General features: G+C 60.0%; 15 protein-coding genes and 1 pseudogene. 10 read left to right on the top strand and 6 right to left on the bottom strand.

Annotation, left to right across the window (positions count from 1 at the left end; translation table 11 throughout):
- Position 1: 1 nt before the first annotated feature.
- The 3 genes from ACFRJ9_RS18430 to ACFRJ9_RS18420 all read right to left on the bottom strand — a co-directional run bounded on the left by ACFRJ9_RS18430 (position 2) and on the right by ACFRJ9_RS18420 (position 2,231).
- Positions 2-1,144, bottom strand: a complete 1,143-nt coding sequence (locus tag ACFRJ9_RS18430) for a GTP pyrophosphokinase family protein (protein WP_377670880.1) — start codon at positions 1,142-1,144, stop codon at positions 2-4.
- 58 nt (positions 1,145-1,202) lie between these two features.
- Positions 1,203-1,349 (bottom strand): hypothetical protein, encoded by a 147-nt coding sequence (locus ACFRJ9_RS18425; protein ID WP_377670877.1) that lies wholly within the window; start codon positions 1,347-1,349, stop codon positions 1,203-1,205.
- Between the two features lie 594 nt (positions 1,350-1,943).
- The gene (locus tag ACFRJ9_RS18420; RefSeq protein ID WP_377670875.1) at positions 1,944-2,231 is read right to left on the bottom strand and encodes a hypothetical protein; all 288 of its coding nucleotides are present in this window, start codon (positions 2,229-2,231) and stop codon (positions 1,944-1,946) included.
- Positions 2,232-2,457: 226 nt separating this feature from the next.
- Here ACFRJ9_RS18420 and ACFRJ9_RS18415 point away from each other — a divergent pair, with 226 nt between their 5' ends.
- On the top strand, positions 2,458-3,153 hold the full coding sequence (locus tag ACFRJ9_RS18415) for a hypothetical protein (protein ID WP_377670873.1): 696 nt from the start codon (positions 2,458-2,460) through the stop codon (positions 3,151-3,153).
- 171 nt (positions 3,154-3,324) lie between these two features.
- Here the strand turns inward: ACFRJ9_RS18415 and ACFRJ9_RS18410 are convergent, their stop codons facing one another.
- Positions 3,325-3,891: a hypothetical protein gene (locus ACFRJ9_RS18410; protein WP_377670871.1), complete on the bottom strand. Its 567-nt coding sequence runs from the start codon at positions 3,889-3,891 to the stop codon at positions 3,325-3,327.
- A 226-nt stretch (positions 3,892-4,117) separates the two neighbouring features.
- Here ACFRJ9_RS18410 and ACFRJ9_RS18405 point away from each other — a divergent pair, with 226 nt between their 5' ends.
- Positions 4,118-4,717: a recombinase family protein gene (locus ACFRJ9_RS18405; protein WP_377670869.1), complete on the top strand. Its 600-nt coding sequence runs from the start codon at positions 4,118-4,120 to the stop codon at positions 4,715-4,717.
- 136 nt (positions 4,718-4,853) lie between these two features.
- On the opposite strand, the gene ACFRJ9_RS18400 is transcribed toward ACFRJ9_RS18405, so the two are convergent.
- Together ACFRJ9_RS18400 and ACFRJ9_RS18395 are read right to left on the bottom strand one after the other, a co-directional pair.
- Positions 4,854-6,422, bottom strand: a complete 1,569-nt coding sequence (locus ACFRJ9_RS18400; protein ID WP_377670867.1) for a recombinase family protein — start codon at positions 6,420-6,422, stop codon at positions 4,854-4,856.
- A 32-nt stretch (positions 6,423-6,454) separates the two neighbouring features.
- Positions 6,455-7,345, bottom strand: a pseudogene (locus ACFRJ9_RS18395) (CpaF family protein); the annotation flags it as partial.
- Between the two features lie 287 nt (positions 7,346-7,632).
- Here ACFRJ9_RS18395 and ACFRJ9_RS18390 point away from each other — a divergent pair.
- The 8 genes from ACFRJ9_RS18390 (at position 7,633) to ACFRJ9_RS18355 (ending at position 21,088) form a co-directional block, all read left to right on the top strand.
- Positions 7,633-10,359 carry a GH25 family lysozyme gene (locus tag ACFRJ9_RS18390; protein WP_377670864.1) on the top strand — a complete coding sequence of 909 codons (2,727 nt, stop codon included), beginning with the start codon at positions 7,633-7,635 and terminating at the stop codon, positions 10,357-10,359.
- Positions 10,360-10,616: 257 nt separating this feature from the next.
- A complete protein-coding gene (locus ACFRJ9_RS18385) occupies positions 10,617-11,963 on the top strand; it encodes a hypothetical protein (RefSeq protein WP_377670862.1) in 1,347 nt (448 codons plus the stop codon).
- A 520-nt stretch (positions 11,964-12,483) separates the two neighbouring features.
- Positions 12,484-12,975, top strand: coding sequence for a hypothetical protein (locus tag ACFRJ9_RS18380; RefSeq protein ID WP_377670860.1), 492 nt, complete (start codon positions 12,484-12,486; stop codon positions 12,973-12,975).
- A 348-nt stretch (positions 12,976-13,323) separates the two neighbouring features.
- Positions 13,324-13,587: a hypothetical protein gene (locus ACFRJ9_RS18375; protein WP_377670858.1), complete on the top strand. Its 264-nt coding sequence runs from the start codon at positions 13,324-13,326 to the stop codon at positions 13,585-13,587.
- On the top strand, positions 13,587-16,682 hold the full coding sequence (locus ACFRJ9_RS18370) for a chitobiase/beta-hexosaminidase C-terminal domain-containing protein (protein WP_377670856.1): 3,096 nt from the start codon (positions 13,587-13,589) through the stop codon (positions 16,680-16,682). Before ACFRJ9_RS18375 ends, ACFRJ9_RS18370 begins: the two co-directional genes overlap by 1 nt.
- Positions 16,683-16,917: 235 nt before the next feature.
- Positions 16,918-17,673, top strand: coding sequence for a glycosyltransferase (locus ACFRJ9_RS18365; RefSeq protein WP_377670854.1), 756 nt, complete (start codon positions 16,918-16,920; stop codon positions 17,671-17,673).
- Positions 17,670-18,698: a UPF0104 family protein gene (locus tag ACFRJ9_RS18360; protein ID WP_377670852.1), complete on the top strand. Its 1,029-nt coding sequence runs from the start codon at positions 17,670-17,672 to the stop codon at positions 18,696-18,698. The genes ACFRJ9_RS18365 and ACFRJ9_RS18360 overlap by 4 nt, the downstream gene beginning before the upstream one ends.
- 146 nt (positions 18,699-18,844) lie before the next feature.
- Entirely contained in the window at positions 18,845-21,088 is a 2,244-nt protein-coding gene (locus tag ACFRJ9_RS18355) for a hypothetical protein (RefSeq protein WP_377670850.1), read from the top strand.
- Positions 21,089-21,307 lie beyond the last annotated feature (219 nt).

Raw genomic sequence — 21,307 nt, 5'->3', positions numbered from 1 at the left:
CCTATTTGGACTCAGTCAACGGCAAGTCTGGAAGCTGAGGTGGCGCGCCCAGGCTCGCCACAGTGGTGGCCCAAATTTCCTGAAGGCTGGGGTTAGACCACCTTTTGTACTGGTTACCCCGCCCCTCCTTCCATGCCTCAGCTCCCATGACATAACACAGGTAAAAGAGCCCAATGCCATTTGGAAAGCTCGCGATTGAGTACACGGGCCTATCAGTCGACTCTTCGTTCATTCGCTTCGCCCGGTGGTGCATGAGCCAAAGAGGCACGAAATGAAGTATGTGCAAGCGCCATCGCTCCGCCGCCTCACGCAGTTCGTCGATAGAGGTGATTCCGATGAGGCGAAGTTCTACGAGCCGATCCTCCAAGGCCTTGGCATCCGTGGATCTTTCCGATATTTTCCCGTTTGCGGCGTCAGCTATGGCTAGATCGAGTGTGGTGAGTGACGTGTCATACCTCAAAGTAGAAGCGAGGGTCGCTAAGTCAAGCATCATCTTCGGAGCCTGCGCCATGGCGGCGTCGTCTGCACCCTTCTCGTATCTGTCGAGTTCATCGCGAAGGGACTTGAACTCGTAATCCACGAGTTCAAGCACACCCGCCAGCATCGAAAAGCGGCGGCTCATTGGTTCTGGAATAGTGCTGGCCTTGTAGCCCAGGTCATGCTCGATCTCGGCCCAGGCATGTTGCACCACTGTCCTGATCTGAATTTCGAAACGCAGGCTCTTGTAGCGATCGTACTCAGCAAGCCCAGACCTTCTCCGATTCATTCTTGCGACCCTATGGACCGAGCGGTATCCGAACTCCCTCACCCCGAGTTGTTCGCCCTTATCAACCGATTTTTTCTCGTCGCAGTTGAATTCCTTCTCGATGATCTCCGCGACACGGTCTACTTCGTCGGCGAAGTAGCACGTGACTCTCAGACCAAGAAGGTCATGAAGGGAGGTAAATCCTTGATAGCCGCTGTCCGGTGCATCGAGTTTGAGGCGGGCGCTTTCCTCTGTCTTGACCCGATAGTCCACCGTGTGAAACTTCACGTTGTGGTGGCGAAGCAACTCCATGATCAGCCCCTTGACGGCCTGACCGAAATCATCCATACCCGCAACCGCGTCTGCGTACCGCGACGCACCGCTCCCCTTGTTAATCATGGGACTGAGGATATCTGTCAGTTGGCGGGCCAGCGCCAACCGGGCCACGACTGGCGCTTTACGCCACCCGCGTGCTGGAAACTGCGTGGGCATGCGGAACCTTCTCTGAGTAATCCGCACGCACCAGATCCACGTGCACTTTTTGGAACGCAAGGATGACGTTTCCGGCGTCGTCACGGAGCGAACCGTGGAGAAGATCTACCACGGAACTTCCCGGCCACGCTGGGGCTGAGGCGCTGTCAGGCAAGGCGGTCAGCCCAGCTCCCAGCAGGTCTACTGGGAGCTGGGCTTGGAACTCACGAATGACTTTGAAGCGCCGCAGCACACCCCAGCATCAGCCGCTTCGCTGCGGCTACGCGGACCATCAGGAGGACCCAAAAACAGACGCCTCCAGCAACCACATAGTGGAACGGGCCTTAGGGTTTCTCATGGCTGGCGGGTTCCCCCGCCAACCGTAGAAGGGCCAGCACCAGAGCGCGCCTTCTACCACGAATTATGTACACATGCAAACAGGAGCAATTTGGGACGTCCGAAATCCCTCAGAGATACCTGCGCTTGGCTACCCAAGTGCACCGAGCCAACGCGCTCCCCAATCTATTGCGCAAGCCACTTTGAATCGTGGCGCAGACGCTACACAAAGGACCGATGTGACTGGCCGGGATGTACCACCATCGTGGCCCGAGATGACTGGCACCAAGAGCGCCGTCTGAGAGACGGCAAGCTCAAACGCATTGACGGCCGCACCATGGACACAGGGACGGGGCGTCTTGGGTACTGCCGTCAGCATGAGGCAGAACATCTACGCCCTTCGCCCGAAGTCGAAGCGCTCAATCGGCACAGGCTGGGCATGGGTCTGGAGGCTGTCGGTGGGTGCTGGCGTCCAAAGGACGCCGTCCCGAGCCTCAGCAACGGCGCGGGCCTGTTCGACCCCGAGGGATCGAACGGCAAGGTCCACTGGCCATTCCATCGGGCGGTCTGGGACCTGCTTATTGGAGGCCACCAGCAGCGCCGCGAACTGGACCATTTGACTGGCTGCGCAGTCCAGGCACGATGCGCCAACCCTGCCCATATTCAGCCAGTTACGCATGACGTGAACATGAGACGCCGACAAGCGCGCAATGCGGCTAGGAAAGCACGCAGGAGATTCGACCACCTGACCAGCGGCCCTCCCATCAATTGGATCGCAGCGACGGCTCCCGCCGTAGTGGCCTTCGCCACGGAGTTCAAGTTGCCATTGCCTGCTCCCAAGGAGGGTGCATGACGTAGCCGCCCGAATCTTTGCATCCACAACCAATCCATTCAGGAGATAGACCATGAGCACTACCACCACCAACGCCAACACCAACACCAAGCCGTCCGTTGCCACGGCAACGCAGGCTTTAGCCGAGGCAGAAGCAAAGCTCGCCGCCCATCTGTCGGCCCAGGCTCAAGCTGAGCAGGACGCACGGTCAGCCACCGCCGAACAGCAGCGGATCGAGCAGTGCATCGCCAACGATGATCAGACTGTCGGACTTGACGACCTAACTAAGGCCGACACCAGCCTTAGGTTTCACAATCTCCAAGCCACGGCAAAGGGTAAAGCGGCCTATAAGGCCGAACTGGCCGTCAGGACGGCCAAATCTGCCGTGGTGATGGCAAAGCTCGACGCCGGAGAGTACGGCATCAGCATGGACGCCCTCCGCGCTGACGCTGTGGCGCTGGCCAAAAAGCATGCCAAGGAACTGGCGGCGCACCAAGCCAAGTGCGATTTGCACAACGAGGGCGTCCGCCAACTGTTGGATGATGTGGCGGACACTGACGCCGTCACGGACGACGGCACGGGCAATCCCGCTTCACCGCTGGCTTGGGGCCACGAGGACGGCAAGGCAACCAATCCCCGGTGGGTCACGGTAAACGAGGAGCGCGTGCCAGTAGCACCCAGCTACCGCATTGAGCGCGTGCAGAAGTACACAGACTGGGTCAGCGGCCATGGCGAAGCCGCCGCCGAGCAGTACTGCCAGATGTTCTGACCTGAACGCGTCGACTTTTCAGGATATTTCGCCAGTTTTTGGATCCCAAATATGCCGTCCTTAGTGGCATGCAGGGGCATTCGGCGGACTCTCCAATCCGTTCGACCAGGGAGCCGCTATCACGACCGGGGGGCGGCGGGAACCTCAAGGGGTTCCCTCCCCCTCCCCTTGTCAGGGCCTAGGGCTCAAGCCCAGCCACAGCGCGATAGCAACCACAAGGACTCCGGCCACCAGCGTGACAGCAAAAGTAGCGGTGTGATCTCGCCATGTTCGCTTCAACCATGATCGAGACTCGCTGACATTGTCTACGCTCCCGTCAGGGCGTTTCTCAACCGCCTCTTTGATGCGGCGGCATGTAACGGCAGCCCCGTCCACAGCCATCCGATCCGTGCCAGCGATATCTACGTAGATGGCTTTCTTGTGGAAGGGAAAAAAGATAGTGACCTTCGGCCCCCTGTCCCCGTCCCGGGTCGGGGCCAGACGCCGATCATGGTACAGCTGGCTCGGTTTCAGATTGTGGTCCCTGAACTCTTGAAAGACCTCCGCCACCGTTTCACCTAGGGAACGGGTGCCTGAGGAATCCCTCAAACGCCAATCAAACGAGTCCAACGTGAAGGCTTTGGGATCGTACTCCGGGATCGGAAAATACCTGTCAAGTTGAGCCTCAAGCCGCGCAGCCGCCGACTCAGGCGTACCTACCTGCTTGATAGTCAGCGATTCTTTGAACTCTATGGCCATATGTCCCCGTCCCCTTCCAAACGTCAACGACTTTACGGTAGTAATCCTGATTCAGCGTTCTTGACCCGCCGCGTCTCGTAACCCAAGAGTTTTAAGACACCTTGCCAGCGAGACACATTCCCCCATCCAGAGCACCGCCAATGTGTCTTACTTGCATGTCTCGCAAGTAGTTGTTAATTTGGATGTAAGCAAACACTGTTGCGAGACACTTCGAAGGAGTTCCACCATGGCAAAGCTGATCGGATACGCCCGAGTTTCCACGAAAGCACAAGAGACTGACCGGCAGGAGATCGACCTCCTCGCCGCTGGCGTGCGGCGAGATGATCTGTACGTAGATCATGGCGTGAGCGGTGCCAAGGCATCCCGCGCCGAACTGGATAAGGCCATGGCCGCGCTGCACGACGGTGACACACTGGTCGTAACCACACTGGATCGCTTGGGGCGCTCCACCGTGAACATGCTCAAGCTGGCTGAGGAGATCAAGGACAGGGGCGCAGGGCTGCGCGTACTCAACTTGGGCGGCAGCGAAATGGACACAAGCACTCCTATGGGGGCCATGATCTTCACTGTGATGGCCGCTCTCGGACAGATGGAGCTTGAGATCAAACGCGAGCGCATCAATGACAGCGTGAGCAAGCGCCGCGCCGCAGGCAAGGACTTGGGCGGGCGTAAGGAGCAGTTCACGGATCGCCAGATCAAGAGCGCGCACCGCTTGATCCAGTCCGGTGAGCCAGCCGCTCAAGTTGCGCGTGACCTGGGAATGTCCAGGGCCACCCTTTATCGCCGCATGGACGCGCTTGGCCTCACAGATAAGGCCAGCGCCTAACTACACATCAGCCAGCAAGACCCCCGGTTAGGAGTCGGGGGTCTTGTCGCTTCTGCCAGTAGCCTCTAAACGCCGAACGGTGGGGGGCAATTAGCGCCTATCGGGGGCGGGGTGATGGTTGGGTAGCTCTGCGCATTTACGGGCGCTCTAATCTGCGCCCAGTCGTCAAGGCCTCAGTCATGTCGCCAACCGTAGTAAGTAGGACGCTCGGAGTGATCGGAAGGTCGCCCCATCCATTGGCAGTGGTGCGCCAGTCCCGCACGTCGTCCAGCGTGATCGCAGCATTCGACGTGGCCTTGATGGCCACCTGAATTGTGAGCGCATCAAAGACGCGGGGACTGCCACGCCCGTGGCGGTGGAGGACAATCACGGTATTGGCCCGCAGCCATGCGCGCTTGCGCTCGACATGGAGCGCGTTCCAGTGTGTTGAGGCGTCGCTATTCTTCCAGTCCAAGCGTCCTGCCAAGTCTGTTTCCTTGCTGTGCGCAGCCTCCGCATCCAGCGCCGCTAGCTTCGATTGCGTCTCAGTCAGTTTGGCCCGCAGGTTTTTGGACATCGCCGCCAATTGTTCGCTATCGATGTCGCCGCTGGCGAACATGCGCGCAGCCTCATTCAGTCGCTCACGGTACGCCGCCTCATCTGTGCGCAGGGCGTCCACAATCTCAGGATCAACCGTGTATGTGGACTGGCGATCGGCACTAGCCAAGAACCACAAGACGCGCTCCTCAACCGCAGCATCGACATACTCAATCCGCTTGTTCACATGGCCGGGTCCACGCTCGGAGCACCTGTAGATCATGTGCTTGACACCCTTGCGATCCACGATCTGACCGGACTTCACCGGGCGGAGGCACTCGCAAAGCGCGATGCCCGCCAGCAGATACTTGACCTTGTTTGTGGTGGACCGCCTCCGCGACGGGTCTGTCAGGACTGAGCGCGTGGCCTCCCACACGTGGCGCTCCACGATGGCCGGGAACTCGGACGGCCCCACGATCTCCCCTTTCCATTCAGCAAGTCCAGCGTTTCGGGGGCGTAAGAGCATTTGGCGCAGTGTGGCATAAGACCAGGAGCCGCTGCGCGCGGTCTTGACGCCGCGCTCTGCAAGGCTGTCAATGAATGAGCCAAGCGACATCCCTGCCAGCACATGCGAGTGCGCCTCTCGGACAATCGCCGCCTCAGCTTCATCTAGGACAGGTACGCCGTCCACGATCTGCCAGCCAAACGGGCGACTGCCGCCAAGCCACTTGCCACTCATGGCGTTCTGCTCCTGTGCCCGGCGCACACGCTCGGCCTTGTGCGCCGATTCATAGCGGGCCACCTGCCCCAGCAAACCTGCCCTTAGTATCCCCTCAGGTGTGGTGAGATCAACCTCTCCACCTTTGACCGCGTGATTCTCGATAGAATTCTTACCGCTGATCGCAATGTACTCCTCAAGCTCCAGCGGGCTACGGTGCAGCCGATCTGAATGCCAATAGATGACAACATCAATCCGGCCATCATCAATGGCCCCCAGCATCTTCTGATAGCCGGGGCGCACCTTTCCCGAGTAGGCGCTTATGTCGTTGTCGGTAAACACCTCAACGACATGCCAGCGCTTGCTGGCTGCGAGCGCTTGGCAGTCCTCTATCTGGCGCTGTACGCCTAGACCCGCGCCTGTTTTGTCATCGGAGATACGGGCATAGATCGCCGCTCGCTGCTGTGCCATGGTGACAGTCTAGTTTGTATTGCGTTTGAACGTATACCGGGAAGTCCGGAGTTCAAGGCGATCAGCATGTCGAGGCTTTCGGCTTCGCGGACCTCTCCTACTACCAGTCGGTCAGGCCTCATCCTCAGGGCTTCCTTGACGAGCCGCCGCAATGGAATTTCGCCCTCCCCCTCCAGGTTCGGCTGGCGGCATTGCAGGCCAACCACGTCACGCAGCGGGAGCTGTAACTCAAAGATCTCTTCGACTGTGATCACGCGTTCACGTGAACCTATGTTTGCGGCCAGGCAGTTCAGCATGGTGGTCTTCCCCGCCTGCGTGGCTCCCGAAACCAGGATGTTGAGCCCGCTGGCCACTGCGGCGCCCAGAAACCTGGCAGCCTGTGGCGTCAGGCTGCCCAGCTCGACCAGGTGCTCAAGCCGACTGGCCTTGGCAATGAACTTCCTAATGTTGACGGCCCAGTGCTTCCGCGTAATGTCCGGAATCGCGACATGCAACCTGGACCCATCCGGAAGGGCGGCATCAACAAATGGGGATGAAAGGTCCAGCCTGCGCCCCGAGCTCTTGAGCATTCGTTCAACGAGGTCACGGACTTGCTGCTCCGTAAGGTTGATGGCTGTCAGCTCGGACTCTCCATTGCGAGCGACGTAGACCTCGTGCGGCGCATTGATCCACACCTCTTCGATCCCGGCATCGTCTAGCAATGGCTGCAACGCACCAAAACCTGCTACCGCATCGAAGACATGCCTGCAGGCGGTTTCAAGATGACCCAGCGGGGGCAGCGGACCCAGGAGCGCCCTTTCGTCATAGTCATTGACTGCGTCTTCCACGAGTCGACGGACATCCGCTGCCTGTTCGAGCGGGTCCAGTCCGCGCCGTCTGATGAGCTCCCGGACCTCGCCCTCTACAATCTTTGCCGCATCCACACTTCCCCCAAAAATGAACCTTGTCCGTAAACGAGAGACGTATCTCGAGTCACTTACGCTAGGTGAGCCATATTGAGGAGACCAAGTCATTTCCGTCGACCTGTGGATAACCGCGTATCACCCGTCTCGCCAGTATCTTCAATCCCACTAGTCACTCCAGTTACAGAATGTTAGGGTAAAGGCCGTTAGGAGCTGGCCTTTGGTCCCATGCGCAGGCGCCCGCCCCGGAGCTTGTCCGCAAGCCACACCATGCGCCGCTGAGCCGCGGTACAGGGCCGGATGTGAAGATGACAAGAAGTTCAACTGGACTGGTCCGCCGCATGCTGATGACGCGGTTCGGCGTCGCGGTTTCCATAGCCCTCGTAGCGGGCAGTTGCCTCGGAACGCCCGCCCTGGCGGAAACATCCGGACCGACGCCGGCCGCAACCGCGCAGGAATCGTCGCCCCCACAAGGTCCCCAGCCTGCCGGAGACGGCGGAGGCTCGGCACCGGCCGGCAGCGAGCTGCCGCCAACCGCAGAGGCACCTGAACAGCCGAAGCCCGCCCCCGCCGTCGCGCCTTCACCGGACGTTTCGCCGCAATCAAAGGTCGGCCCCACAGCCGAGACCCCAGCGGCAACTTCACCAAAGCAGGCACTGCCAACGAATGCGCCCGATGCCGAAGCCATGAAGGAAGCCATGCGGACAGCCATTCCTGTCGGTGGCGCTGAGATGGGACAACGATCACCGCGCGTCCGCGCAACGTCGCAGGAAAACGGCACGTCACCATCTGCCGGAGCTCTCGCCCTGGAAGATGACCCGGCAGCACCCCTGGGAACGGACCACTGGCGCCCAAGCATCGGCATCCAGGGGCAGGATGTCAGCGCCCATCAAGGCAACGTCAACTGGCAGAGCCAATGGAACCAGGGATCCCGGTGGGCCTATGTCAAAGCAACCGAGGGTAACTACTACCTGAACGAAAACTACACGCAGCAGTACAACGGCTCACGCAACGTCGGCATGGTCCGCGGCGCCTACCATTTCGCCATCCCCAACTGGTCTTCGGGGGCTGACCAGGCGAGGTATTTCGTAGCCAACGGGGGTAGTTGGACGGCTGACGGCTACACGCTGCCACCGGTCCTGGACATCGAGTACAACCCCTATGTCGGACGCACCATCAACGGCTTCTATTTCGGCAACACCTGCTACGACATGTCCAAGGCCCAACTTGGCCAGTGGGCTGCCGACTTCGGCAACACTGTCAAAGCCCTCACTGGCCGCTTCCCTGTTATCTACAGCACCACTGACTGGTGGGACACCTGCGTAGGTAATTCCACGTTCGGGAGCTACCCCCTCTGGATCGCCTCGTACTTCAACAATCCAACCGATACTCCTGGCTCAATGCCTGCCAGCTGGGGCACCTACTCGATGTGGCAGTACAGCAGCACCGGCCCTTTCGTTGGCGATTCAAACATCTTCAACGGGACATACGATCAACTTCGGTCCTTTGCGCGGGGGGTCACACGCCCCGCCAACCCGTCCATTCGCTCCGCGGCTGATGTCCTCATCACCACGTCCTCGGGCCGCCTGGACAACTTCCCGGCCGACGGCCAGGGCCGCATCACCGGCCCGGTGGCCATTGGCTCTGGTTGGGGGACCGCCAAATCCCTCTATGTCATCGACTGGAACCAAGACGGAGTCCAGGACGTCCTTTCCCAATGGCCGGACGGATCCCTGAAGGTCTACCGGGGGTTGGCGGGGGGCGGCTTCAGTGCCCCGGCACTTGTCGGCTCCGGATGGCAGGAAATGTCGCTCACTGCAGGTTGGTGGAATTCCAAGGACGCCTACCCGGGGGTTATCGGCCAGGACGGCAGCGGAAATCTCTACCGGTACCAGAATGCGTCGGGTGGAGCCCTGAGCGGGGGCGTTCTCATCGGAACCGGCTTCAGCGGACACCAATTCAACCAGCTCGACTTCGACGGCGACGGCAGCCAGGACATTGTCTCCAGGACCTCGGACGGAACAATGCGGCTCTTCCGTTCCAACGGAGTTGGATCTTTCATCTCCGAGCCAAGCAGCGTTGTTGGCAACGGCTGGTCCGGCATGACATCTGTGAGTTCAGCTTCCGGCTTCAATGGATCGGGCTCCCAAGGTCTTCAGGCACGCGCAGCCAATGGCGACCTCTACTACTACCCTGCACTCGGCGGGGCATGGGGAAACAGATTCCTCATCGGAGTTGGCTGGAACGACGCCAAGGTGATCAGCAACGCGCCCATCAACGTTGACACAACGCTGGGGGTCGATACGGCGGACATACTGGCCGTTCGGGCGGACGGCAACCTTTACCGCTACCCCGCCACCGGCTCCGCCTCGCTCCAACCCGCCGAACTCATCGGCACTCAGTGGACCGCCTTGAAGGCCGGCTTCCTGACCGACTGGAACGGTGATGGCGCGTTGGACATCGTCGCTCAGTGGACCGATGGAAAGCTCAACGTTTACCCCGCCACCGCGGGCAATCGCTTCGGCTCGCCCATCAGCCTGGGCACCGGTTGGAAAGACTGGACGCTCACGGTTGGTTCATGGAAGAAGTCGGACGCACGCCCAGGCATTGTCGGCTATGACTCGGCTGGACGCTTGTTCTACATCAACAACCCCTCCGGTAAGGCATTGGGCACTCGTGTCCAGATCGGCACCGGTTGGACCGGCCTGGACATCGCACAAATGGATTTCGACAAGGACTCGAACCGCGATTTGCTGGCCAAGACCGCTGGAGGCGATCTCAGGCTGTACCGGTCAAACGGAAGCGGCGCTTTTGTTCAGGAATCACCGGGCCTCGTTGGGGTCGGCTGGAATGTTATCTCCAGCTTTGGCTCCGTTGATGAATTCGCCGGTTCGGGTTCAACCGGGATCATAGCCCGCACAACCGGCGGAGACCTGCGGTACTACCCGGTTGGTCAGAACCGGGCGTGGGGATCCCCTGTCAGCGTGGGCACTGGCTGGAACTCACTGAACATTCTTACCCCGGCCACCAGCTAGGGTCCCTCGAGACTCCCACTCGGCCATCAGTGCAGGGCCTGTGCACGCCAAAATGGCGTGCACAGGCCTTTCTGTTTTTCTCAAAAGCACAATTGGGAAACAAAGAACATTTGGGTCAAGGGACAGGCCTTATTTACCCGATTGCGTGATCTAATGAAGGTGGTCTCACGTATTGGCTGTTAAGCGCATTCTGGAAACGGGCTTTGTTTGGGGGCAAGCGAAGGTCACCACTGCGCACAATCAAGGAGTGATCTTTCATGGCGTTTACCGTTTCGACGGCCAAGGTCAGCATTTCCCCCTCACTGGACACGAACCCGTACATGGCCGGGTACGGGACCCTCGACGGCGGCCGGGAGGCCACCAGCAGCGACCCCTACGAGTCGCTCTGGGTACGAGCTATCGTGCTCTGGGAGAATGGCTCACCCAACCTGATCATGAGCGTGGACATCCTGGCCTTGCCCAGATCCATCCACCAAAGCGCCCGCCAGAGGATCCTCCAGCTTGCTGCGTGGTCCAACAGCGACATTCTGATCCAGTCAACCCACACTCACAATGGACCCGTCGTCAAAGACATCCTGCACCCTTTCATGTGCTACGGCTTGTCAGACCTGTCCATGATTGAGACCTACAGCCAGCAACTGGAGAACGACCTCGTGGAGGCCGCCCAGGAAGCGCTCAATGCGACCCAGACCAGCGTCACGTTGGACTACAAGGTCACCACTGCAAGCATTGCCTACAACCGTGCAGGGCTGCCCTATCTGGAAGACACAGTTCCCGTCATCGTTGCCCGCAGGGGAAACGGGACACCTGCGGCCGTCATTTTCAACTATGCCTGCCATCCCGTGTCTGCTGGCATGCGCACGCTTTTCGACGGGGATTTTCCCGCAGGTGCTTGCAACTACATCGAGAACAATTTCGACGATTGCTTCGCCCTCTTCCTGCAAGGAGCCGCAGGTGACCAGAACCCCATGGGCGAGCCGAGCTGGGAGCTGCGCGACGAGTATGCCACCAAGCTGGGTGCAGCGGTCACCACAGCCATGCGGACGGCCGGCAGGACCATTGGCAGCCCCCTGCTGACCAGCTACCAAGAGATACAAATCCCCTTGGACATCACGGCAACAGCCGGAAACCTTGCTGCGGTCCGCGCGGCCTACGCTTCCCGCCTGCCAAACTTGGACGGAAACCCGGCATGGTACGGGCGCCATGCCCAAGTCATGATTGGTCGGATAGACAGCGGCAGCTACGCCACGTCCGTTGCCTGCCCGTTCCAGGTTTGGAAGTTCGGCGGTAGCCCGCAGTTGCGGATCGGAATCGTGGGCGGTGAGATGGTGAGCGGCTACGCCGCGTACTTCCGTTCACGGTATGGCGGCGCGAACGGCGTCATCGTGGGCGGTTACGGCAATGAATCCTGCTACTACCTGCCCAGCGCACAGTTCCTTCCTCCATACTCGGTGGGAGGCAGCTACGAAGGCGGCTGGGATCCCGATTACCCGGGCATCGCAGGTGGCTCAATGACTGTCTACGGTCACATTGCCCACTTCCGCGGAGGAACAACGGGCGTGGAAGCCACAGTGATCAATACGCTGAACTCGATGCTCGCCTGATTCGAGTGGACGTCGAGGGCCCGCGTCTCCGAACCGGACCTTCGGCGTCCAACCGCAGGGACTCAGTGTTTCCATAAATCGCCTGCCCGGCCCTGCAAGCGCAAGTACGGCAACAGCGATTACCAAAGCCCGCCAATTTTTGTAGCGGTATCGATACCCGATCCGCAGGCGAATCTATTGACCGGCCGGATGGTCCGGACAACCATGAGAGTTGGAGGTCACCATGCGAATCCTGTATCCGGCGGCTGCGTTGCTCATACTGCTTGTTGCAGGTTGCTCAGGTGCGCCAGCACCATCTCCTTCTGGTCCATCCAGTTCAGCTCAATCCTCCGCACCAAGTGTGTCGCCGTCGACCACGCCTCCGTCGCCAACTGCAGAACCGGGAACCGGCAGCGGGCAGGGTGCCGGCGCACCGGATGATTCCGGTCGGTTCTCCTATGTGTGTACAAGCCTTGACTCTGTTCCTGACGTAACCCTTTCAAGCCTCGCGGAGGTGTGGGCCTCCACTGGTTATACTCGCATGGCTTCCTGTACTGCGAGCTATGTTGGACCAGAACCGTTCGAACCCACCGAAGACGAGGCCAGGATCATAGGCGTCGCGGAGCCAGGTTTAGCGGCATCCAACGGCCTGGACACCTATTTGGCAGCATTGGGACTTTGCACACGTGTCAGCGACGACTCTGCCTCGGAGCTCTTCGGTGGCAGCAGCCGTCAGCTGTTGCTTGCGGCCAGTGAACTGTGCCCGAGGGCGCCGCAAGGAAAGATCATCGCCCTGTGGGCTGCCGGCGCGCGAGCAGGAGACGGGCAAAACGCCGTAGGCGACGGCGGCTTGAGCCCCGGCCGGTTCCACCTCCGGAAAGCACCCCCCGAAGGGTGCAATTGGACTATCACTGCCGCTGATGGCAGCCAAAAAGCCAGTGGCGGCGCAGTCGAAGGTCAAGCAGGAATACTTCTCGCAGAAAAAGACGTCCTGAGTAGTGACAAATGCGGGATTTGGGAGAAGATAGAGTAATGCAGCCGGCAACGGCTGGGGCGAAAATCCAACTGCATGCGGAGCTGGGGAGCATCCGAATGAAGTGGGGATCCCTCGGTGGACATGCCAAGACGTGCTGTCGTCCAGCTTGGCCTTGCCGGTCTCGTTCTAACGGGCTGCTCGGTCAAGGTCGTAGAAAATGTTGAGCCATTCAGGCTGGGCGTAACTAATGCCGGCGATGCCGACAAACCACGCCCAGAAAGGCCCGAACCGGTAAAACGGTATAAATTCGATTGCCGCGGAGCTGATGGCCTTTCGCTCGCGGTTCTCTCCAGCCTTCAAGAGGTCTGGGCCAATACCCTTTACAAGAAATTCGCAGATGTCCGCGTGAGCTACGTGGGTCCGCAGCCCCAGGTGCTCGAAGCGGAAGAGAACGCTGCCGTCAATGTCGCCATCGCGGCCGGAGCCTCCGCAACGCGGAATGACATCTGCCTGGCCATCGTCAAAGCGTGTACCCGAAGCAACCCCCCGACCATCAGTACGGCACTTTATGGGCTCGGTGGTGTGCCCATCGTCAAGGGGGCCCTGGCCTTCGCGCCCATGGCGCCGCAGTCCGCAGTCCTGACAAAGTGGCTGAAGGAAGTGGCGTAATGGAACATCAAGCAGGCGTTCGCGCCCGACTGGCGCTTCGCGGGAACAAATTCACGACGATCCTTGTCGCTGCCGTTCTTGCTGTTGCAGGGATGACAGCAGTAGTTTCAAGCACTCCTGCCCACGCGGACCAACAGCGGCAGGTAATTGGCACGGGGCTGACCAAAGCCGCGGGCTCCGTCCTGGACCCGATCGGACGTATGTGGGTTTCCGACAGCGTTGCCGGGTTCTGCAGGATGTCCGAGCCAGTCAATGGACAACCTGGCCGGATTGAAGAAGATACATGCTTGGGCGGAAGCTTGCCCGGAGCTGGTCCCGGCCCCAAGGTTCCGGGTGTTTCCGTGGTCTTCGATCCAACACCGGCGTCTGTCGGCAGCGGCGACGAAACGGCCTTCATCCCGGACTCGGCGGTGGGAAGCTCACACGTTGTGCGGGCCGTGTGGAATCCGCCGTCTGACGTTTTTGAATACAGCAGCACGTTGTCGATTCTGGACGGCGATGTTCGACCCAATGCGGTCAGCGACGGCCCCGACGGCAACATTTACCTGTCGTTCGCGAACGCCCGATCCATCATTAAGATCGTGGACCCCACGATCATGCATCCGAGCATCGAGTCCATTGCCTCAGTAACCACCCGTGCCCTGGGCCTGGTCGCTGCCGGCTGGGACAGCAACGGCCATGTCAGCGTCTATGTTCTTGAGACCACGGGTCTACGGGCCTTCTCTGCACCGGACAACGGCGACATGACGGACTACGTTCCTCTTACGTCTTACAACGTGGGAGTAGCGTCATCGATCTACTACGACTACGACGCCAACATTATCTATACGGGAACCGGCAGTGCAGCCACTGCTGCCGACGCCGGCAAAGACAAGGTGTCGCGGCTCAATCTGACAACCGGTGCGGTTGATAATTCCTGGGCCCTTGGGTTCAGCAAGATCGGCGGCTTGGGGATGCGGGGCGGCCAGCTTCTGGTCTTGGATGACCCGGGACAGTTGAATGCCACACCTGCCGCTGGTCAGGGTCGGCTCAGCCTGCTTGGCGGTGCCACAGCCAAGATCCTCACCGGTCCGACCATGGCAAACGGCGCTCAAGCAACGAATCCGGAATTCACGAACGACACCACACCAACGTTTACGGTGAGTGCAGAGCCCGCGGGTAGCGCACTCGAATGCTCAATCGGTGGTGTCACCTGGCAGAGCTGCACCAGCGGAACATTCACGCCGGCCGCACTGTCCAACGGGTTGCAAACCTTCTCGGTTCGGCCGGCTCCAAACGGCGTTCCGGTTTCGCGAACGTTCACTATTGATACGGTCCCGCCTGCGGCCCCTGTCTTCACGGCACCGAACAATGGCCAAGTAGTCGGTGGCAAGCCAGCGCTGGGAGCCACTTTCGAGCCGGGAACAACACTCACCTGCTCGGTTGACTCCACTGCAGACGCCTCCTTCAAAGCGTGCGTACCTGGAGATACTTTCACCCTGACCACCGCGGGTACACACACCCTAAGAATTCGCAGCACGGATTCTGCCGGAAACGTCGGCCCCGCCGCGGCAATCACCGTGACGGCTGATCTGACGGCCCCCCAGGTTGCCATCACGGCTCCGGCCAGTGGCGCCACCGTGGGTGCCGGCTACCAGTTCCTGTTCTCTTCCACCTCCACGGACGTGGCGGGATTCCGGTGCCGGCTGGGGACCGCTGCATTCACTGAATGCACGTCGCCGAAGGTCTACGCTGACATGGCCAACGGATCAAACAGGTTTGAAGTTGAAGCCAGGGACGCGGCCGGAAACACCACCGTTGCCGGGGTCAACTTCACGGTCTTCATCGCTGACACAACTCCGCCTACCGTCACCGCCAGTCCTGTGGGTGGAACCTACGGGGCGGCAACCAAGATCGCCCTGACAGCGAATGAGGCCGGCGCCAAGATCTACTACACGGAAAATGGTGCAACGCCTACCCCGGCAAGCACCCTCTACTCCGGTCCGATCTCCATGGGCAGCAAAACCATCAAGTTCATTGCGGTGGACGCAGCCAACAATGCTTCCGCACCGAAGACCGAGGTCTACGTGCTGGACAACGTTGCACCTGTGGTCACTGCGAGCCCACAAGGAGGAAGCCTGACCCTGGGGCAAAAGGTAACGCTGACAACAGAGTCCGGGGCGAAGATCTACTACACCACGGACAACTCCACACCCACTGTTTCAAGCCCGACCGGCACAACAACAGTGACCGTGACGCCAACTGCGACCACAACCATTAAGTACTTCGCCGTGGACACGGCAGGAAACCAATCGGCTGTGGCCTCACAGACGTACACACTTCCCACAGCCCCGGCGAACACCTGGAAGGACTTCAACTCGGACGCCAAGAACGACGTTCTGGCACGCGACAGTGCGGGCACATTGTGGCTCTACCCAGGAAACGGCACGGGAGGTTGGCTGACCCGGGTCAACACGGGAACTACCTGGAACAACTACAACCTGATTGTGCCTACTCGGGACTTCAGCGGCGACGGACGAAGTGACGTGTTCGCCCGTGACGCCTCCGGCCAGCTGTGGCTGTTCCAAGGCAACGGACTGGGCGGGTGGCAAACAGGTATCGCCGTTGGCAGCGGGTGGAGCGGCATGACGGCGATTCTGGCCCCCGGGGACTTCAGCGGGGACGGTAAGTCGGATGTGCTGGCCAGGGATTCATCAGGCGCTTTGTGGCTCTACAAGGGCGACGGTCTGGGCAAGTTCAGCGCCGGCCGGACTCAAGTAGGGGCAGGCTGGAACGCCATGAATGCCATCTTCAGTACCGGGGACTTCAATGGAGACTCGAAGACCGACGTCCTGGCACGAGACACTGCCGGCGCTCTTTGGCTCTACCCCGGCAGCGGTGCTGGTGCTTGGGGCACCCGCACGCAGATCGGTAGCGGTTGGAACACCATGACTGCACTACTTGGTCCGGGTGACTTCAACGGGAACGGCAAAGCTGACGTCCTGGCACGTGATGCCAACGGCAATCTTTGGCTGTATCCCGGCAACGGTACCGGTGGCTGGCTGGCCTGGGGGCAAGTAGGCACAGGATGGCAGGGGTTTACCTCGCTCCCCTGATCCGGAATTGCCCTGGCTTGCCAGTTTGAGGGGTGCATCGGAAAATATCCGGTGCACCCCTTTCGCCGCCCCCGCAACGTCCCAGGCCTCTCCGTCGTTCCGAAGCAGGCCATGCTTTCCCGGAGCCTACCCAACAATGAACTAGACTGAGGGTTTGCAAGGACCTCGTGACACCAGCGTTGCGGGCTGTGGCTGGCGTTCGAGAATTCGTCGGCACGAACTACCGAGGAGAGTCTTGACTTTCGACCAGGCAGGCCAACCGGACCTCTCCGTTGTGATCCCGGTCTACAACGGAGAACGGATATTGGCGGCGACAATGGCCCGTCTAACCGGCTACTTAACCAGTGGCAGCTCCGAGATCATCATCGTGGAGAACGGATCTTCCGACAACACACTCGAAGTCGCCCGTCGACACGCAGTGGACACTCCCCATGTCACGTTCAGGGTCCTACAAAGCCAAAAGGGCATGGGAAACGCCTATCGCAGGGGCATCGAAGCCAGCTCGGGCCGTCGAGTGCTCCTCACCGCCGATGATCTCCCCTTTGGAACGGATGACCTCGACGAAGATCAGAAGTTTGATCCGAAACCCCACGTTGTTATCGGTTCAAAAGCACACAAAAACTCCGTCATCGAGCGCAGCGCGCTGCGCGGGTTGACCACCTTTGCCTTCAAGACGCTGCGTCAGGTCATTCTCGGATCCAAGGTCGGAGATTCCCAGGGCACGCTGATCGTCGACGGCGCGTGGTTGCGGTCAATGGTTGATCGCTTCGACGACCCCGGGTTCCTCTTCAGCACCCAAGTTGTCTATGCCGCAGAGAAGCAGGGCTTCGGCATTGTCGAAGTTCCCGTCACTTTGGCTCCCGACGACGAACCGGGCGAGACCACCATCCGTATTGCCGACGTCGTCAATATGTTCAAGGGACTCATGGCCATGCGCCGCCGTCGGAGTGAATTTGCGGTGGCACCAAGCACGGGAACTCATGCCTCATGACGGGATCAGTCGCGGAATCGTCCTCTAACGGCAACGACCTCAATCAGGAAACACCTCCGGCAAAAAGCTTGAAGTCCAAGTTGGTGGACTTCGCTCGCCGTGCGCTCGTCGTCATCGTCTTTGCTGCCGCCGTCTACTTCATTGTGACCCAATGGCCACAGGTGCAGGCCACGGTCTTCGCCTTGGAGTGGTGGCAGATACTGCTGTCCCTCCTGGCCCTCATCCCTGGCGTGCTTTTAGGCATGTACATGTGGCGGGTCGTCATGGCGAGCCTGCTGAGATCCGTTGACGTTGAACCCCCGGGCTTGGTCCTGAACCAGATCTACCTGGTGGGCCAAATCGGCAAGTACCTACCCGGTTCGGTGTGGGCATTTGTCCTGCAAATGGAACTCGGACGGAAGAACGGCATTGCCAGGGCGCAAGTCTTCGTGGCATCTTTGGTCAGCACCGGGATCACCATCGGAGCCGCCCTGGTGGTCGGCGCTTCGTCCCTCCCGATACTCGTGCAGCGCCAGCCCAACCTCCAGTGGCTCTACGTCATCCTCCCCGTCGTCATCCTGGCGATGAATCCGAACGTCGTGACGTTCCTCGTCAACATGGTCCTGAAAGTGTTCCGGAGGCCGCCCCTTCCCGAACGCATCCAGGCAAACACCATGGTGAAGGCCTTCATTCTGGGTGTCCTTATGTACCTTTGCTTCGGCCTCCACCTTTGGATCCTTGTGGGCCACGAAGCAACGTTGGACCTTGCAACCTTCCTGGTGCTGACTGGCGCGCTGGCTCTTGGTATGACCCTTGGCGTCCTTGCCTTCCTGCTGCCGGCCGGTGTTGGTGCACGCGAAGCCATCCTCATTCTGGCTTTGGCCGGCATGATGAGCGCCGGGGCCGCGACCGCCATCGCAGCCTTGTCCCGCATCATGTTCACCGTTGCGGACCTGCTGTGTGTGGGCGTCGCGTACATTCACTTCCGGTGGCGGCAACCGTCTCTTTCCAAGACACCTGCCGAATCCACCCGCGACGCCGAATAACAGGCATGCATCCATTCAGGAAGATGCTCTGACGTGACGCCATGCCAAAGCCCGGTCCCCGGCCTGCCGGGCGTCTTTGCCCGGCAAGATGTCGCCCCTCAGCCCATCATTCCTACATCTGCCGCGCTAAGGAGCAAGGTACGACCATGACAGCAGGAACCTCCGGGGCAACTGCCCAGCGCCCGCAAGCCACCAAACGGCGCTATCTCATGCAGCACGACTGGCATTGGGGCTTGGTTACTGCCGCCATTGCAGCCGTCGCTTCCATCATTCCCAGGCTGTTCAACCCCACGTTCTACTACTGGGACGACATGATGCAGTCATTCCTTCCCCTGTGGCGACACATGGGTGAAGAAATCCGCTCCGGCCGGTTCCCGTTGATGGAACCCGGCGGCTGGGTGGGTGGAAACATCGTCGCCGAGGTCGGCTACGGAATTTTCAACCCCGTCAACATCGTCAACTCCGTCATCGTTTCGAACTTCGAAAACCTGTCGCTGGCGAGCTACTTCATCATTGTCCAGTTCATTGCCTTGCTGGGCTTTGGCACCTACATGCTGGCACGCGACTACGGCTCGAACAGGCCGCTCGCCCTTGCCGCCGGTGTGGCCATTCCCTTCAGTGGATTCACGCTGTTCTACGAAGCGGCCCGCTGGCCGGGAGGCCTCATGGCCTTCGCTTGGATCACTGTTTTCTGGTGGTCCGTTCGACGCTACGCACGCCGGAACACCTCCCCGTTCCTGCCGTTCCTCCTGGGCTTCATGACCATGACCGCGGGCAACCCCTACGGTGCCATCGGGGTTATTCTCGTGCTGGGCGCTGTGGCCATTGAGCTGATGTTGATGCGTCATTGGCGACGCCTGATCCCTATCGTTATCGTGGGCGCCCTTGTGGGGCTTACGGCCGTTCTGGTGTACTTCCCGCTGCCACTGAGTTCGGCTGTCACGGTCCGGCAACAGAGCGAGATCCTGAACGACCTTTTTCTCTCGCCGGATATGTCTTCGCTGTTGACCATGAGTACCTCATCCATGACGCCCAGGATCAACAACTTCTGGGCCCCCATCGACAACGTCCCGTCGAGCTACCTGGCATGGTTCGTCCTGCCCTTGCTTCCCTGGCTTGATTTCAGGAGTTTCCGGGACCGTTCGCGACAGATTTTCAGCATCTATATCATCTCGGGAATCTACTTCCTGCTGACGTTCGCACCATCTCAGGTGCTTGTCTTCCGCTGGCCGATCCGCCTCATCGAGTACGTCTACCTCGGCGTCATTGTCCTTGTGGCAGTGATTGCATCAGCCGGGCTGAAAACCAGCGCGTGGAAGCAGCGGCTGTTCATTACAGTGGCAATTCTCGCTTTTGGCACCTACCGGGCGTGGTCCATGGTCCCCGGTGGCGGCAAATGGCAGATCTTCACTTTGGCTGTGACCCTTGGCCTGGTTGCCCTGGCCGTGCTTGGCTGGAGGCGTTTCGGTTACCGAGGTCTCGCAGCGGTGATGGTCATTGGAACCATCGCGACGCTCGGCATGCAATCGCGTCAATTCATTCCCAACAACACCGTGGCTGGAATCGGTTCACCTGTCGATGCCGACACGCTCCGTGATGCAACCAAGAATTACAAAGGCAACACGATCCAAGTCTTCAACACCATGAAGATCACGGGCGAGGAATTCACCGGCGGCCGGCTTCTCTACGGCAACCAAATCCTCAACGCCGACGTCAACAACAGCATGGGTCGGTACAGCGGGATCAGCTTCATCACGTACGTCAATGCGCTGTGCATGAACTACCGCGGCGAAACATGCCCGGCAGCCTACACGGAACTGTTCAAGCCCGCCTCGCCGGACATCGACGTTACTCTTGCGGACGTCCTTCAAGTCGAAACGGTCTCCGTGCAAAAGACCCTCATCGCTCCTGATCAGCTCGATGTCGCACCAGGCTGGTTTATCGTCGAGTCAGACGAGACCAGGACAATCCTTCAGCGTGAAAGCCCCCTGCCTTATCCGGGCACCGTTTCCTGGACATCCAGCGGTATAACCGTGGAGGATTCGGCCCGAAGCGGCAACGACGAGCACATCACCCTGTCCGGCGGCGGCAGCGCTGGAAAGCTGACGCTTGCCCGTCTCGCGTGGCCTGGATACACGGTCAAGGTCGATGGCCAAGCGCAAACTCTGACCCAAGGACCTGCCGGCGTCATCCTGGTGGACGTTCCCGCTGGTGCGAAGTCGGTTGACATTACATTTACGACGCCGGGACTCACCATGGGCCTCGCGGCGCAAGCAATTGCGTGGTTCGGGATACTGGTCTTCACCGTCTTCCATTACATCCGCAGGCGCCGCGCTAAACGGCCTGAAGTGCGGTTGAACCCGGAGCCGGCCGAAAAGGTGACTGTCTAAGCCACCGCACCCGGTCGGCCGCCCATCCGCGTCCGTACTCCTAGGCTGCTCCCCGGGAGACTGAAAGATTCTTCAGTCTCCCGGGGAGCAGCCTTTTTGTGTGCCCGTAGTGTCCCAGGTCCAGCGCGGACAGGTACTGCGTCGGAGGCAAAGTCTTGCTTCCCCCTAGACCGCGACAAGGGCGGGACGAACCCATGACGACCAAGCCACCGCACCCTT

It is taken from the genome of Paenarthrobacter sp. NPDC056912, from assembly GCF_042786555.1.
GTDB lineage: Bacteria > Actinomycetota > Actinomycetes > Actinomycetales > Micrococcaceae > Arthrobacter.
This window is presented reverse-complemented; position numbering and strand designations above follow the sequence as displayed.

Bases quoted from the DNA above. Each gene is read 5' to 3' on its own strand.
- ACFRJ9_RS18430 (WP_377670880.1), bottom strand. From the start codon at position 1,144: ATGATTAACAAGGGGAGCGGTGCGTCGCGGTACGCAGACGCGGTTGCG.
- ACFRJ9_RS18420 (WP_377670875.1), bottom strand. From the start codon at position 2,231: ATGCGTAACTGGCTGAATATGGGCAGGGTTGGCGCATCGTGCCTGGAC.
- ACFRJ9_RS18415 (WP_377670873.1), top strand. From the start codon at position 2,458: ATGAGCACTACCACCACCAACGCCAACACCAACACCAAGCCGTCCGTT.
- ACFRJ9_RS18410 (WP_377670871.1), bottom strand. From the start codon at position 3,891: ATGGCCATAGAGTTCAAAGAATCGCTGACTATCAAGCAGGTAGGTACG.
- ACFRJ9_RS18405 (WP_377670869.1), top strand. From the start codon at position 4,118: ATGGCAAAGCTGATCGGATACGCCCGAGTTTCCACGAAAGCACAAGAG.
- ACFRJ9_RS18400 (WP_377670867.1), bottom strand. From the start codon at position 6,422: ATGGCACAGCAGCGAGCGGCGATCTATGCCCGTATCTCCGATGACAAA.
- ACFRJ9_RS18390 (WP_377670864.1), top strand. From the start codon at position 7,633: ATGACAAGAAGTTCAACTGGACTGGTCCGCCGCATGCTGATGACGCGG.
- ACFRJ9_RS18385 (WP_377670862.1), top strand. From the start codon at position 10,617: ATGGCGTTTACCGTTTCGACGGCCAAGGTCAGCATTTCCCCCTCACTG.
- ACFRJ9_RS18380 (WP_377670860.1), top strand. From the start codon at position 12,484: ATGGCTTCCTGTACTGCGAGCTATGTTGGACCAGAACCGTTCGAACCC.
- ACFRJ9_RS18370 (WP_377670856.1), top strand. From the start codon at position 13,587: ATGGAACATCAAGCAGGCGTTCGCGCCCGACTGGCGCTTCGCGGGAAC.
- ACFRJ9_RS18360 (WP_377670852.1), top strand. From the start codon at position 17,670: ATGACGGGATCAGTCGCGGAATCGTCCTCTAACGGCAACGACCTCAAT.
- ACFRJ9_RS18355 (WP_377670850.1), top strand. From the start codon at position 18,845: ATGACAGCAGGAACCTCCGGGGCAACTGCCCAGCGCCCGCAAGCCACC.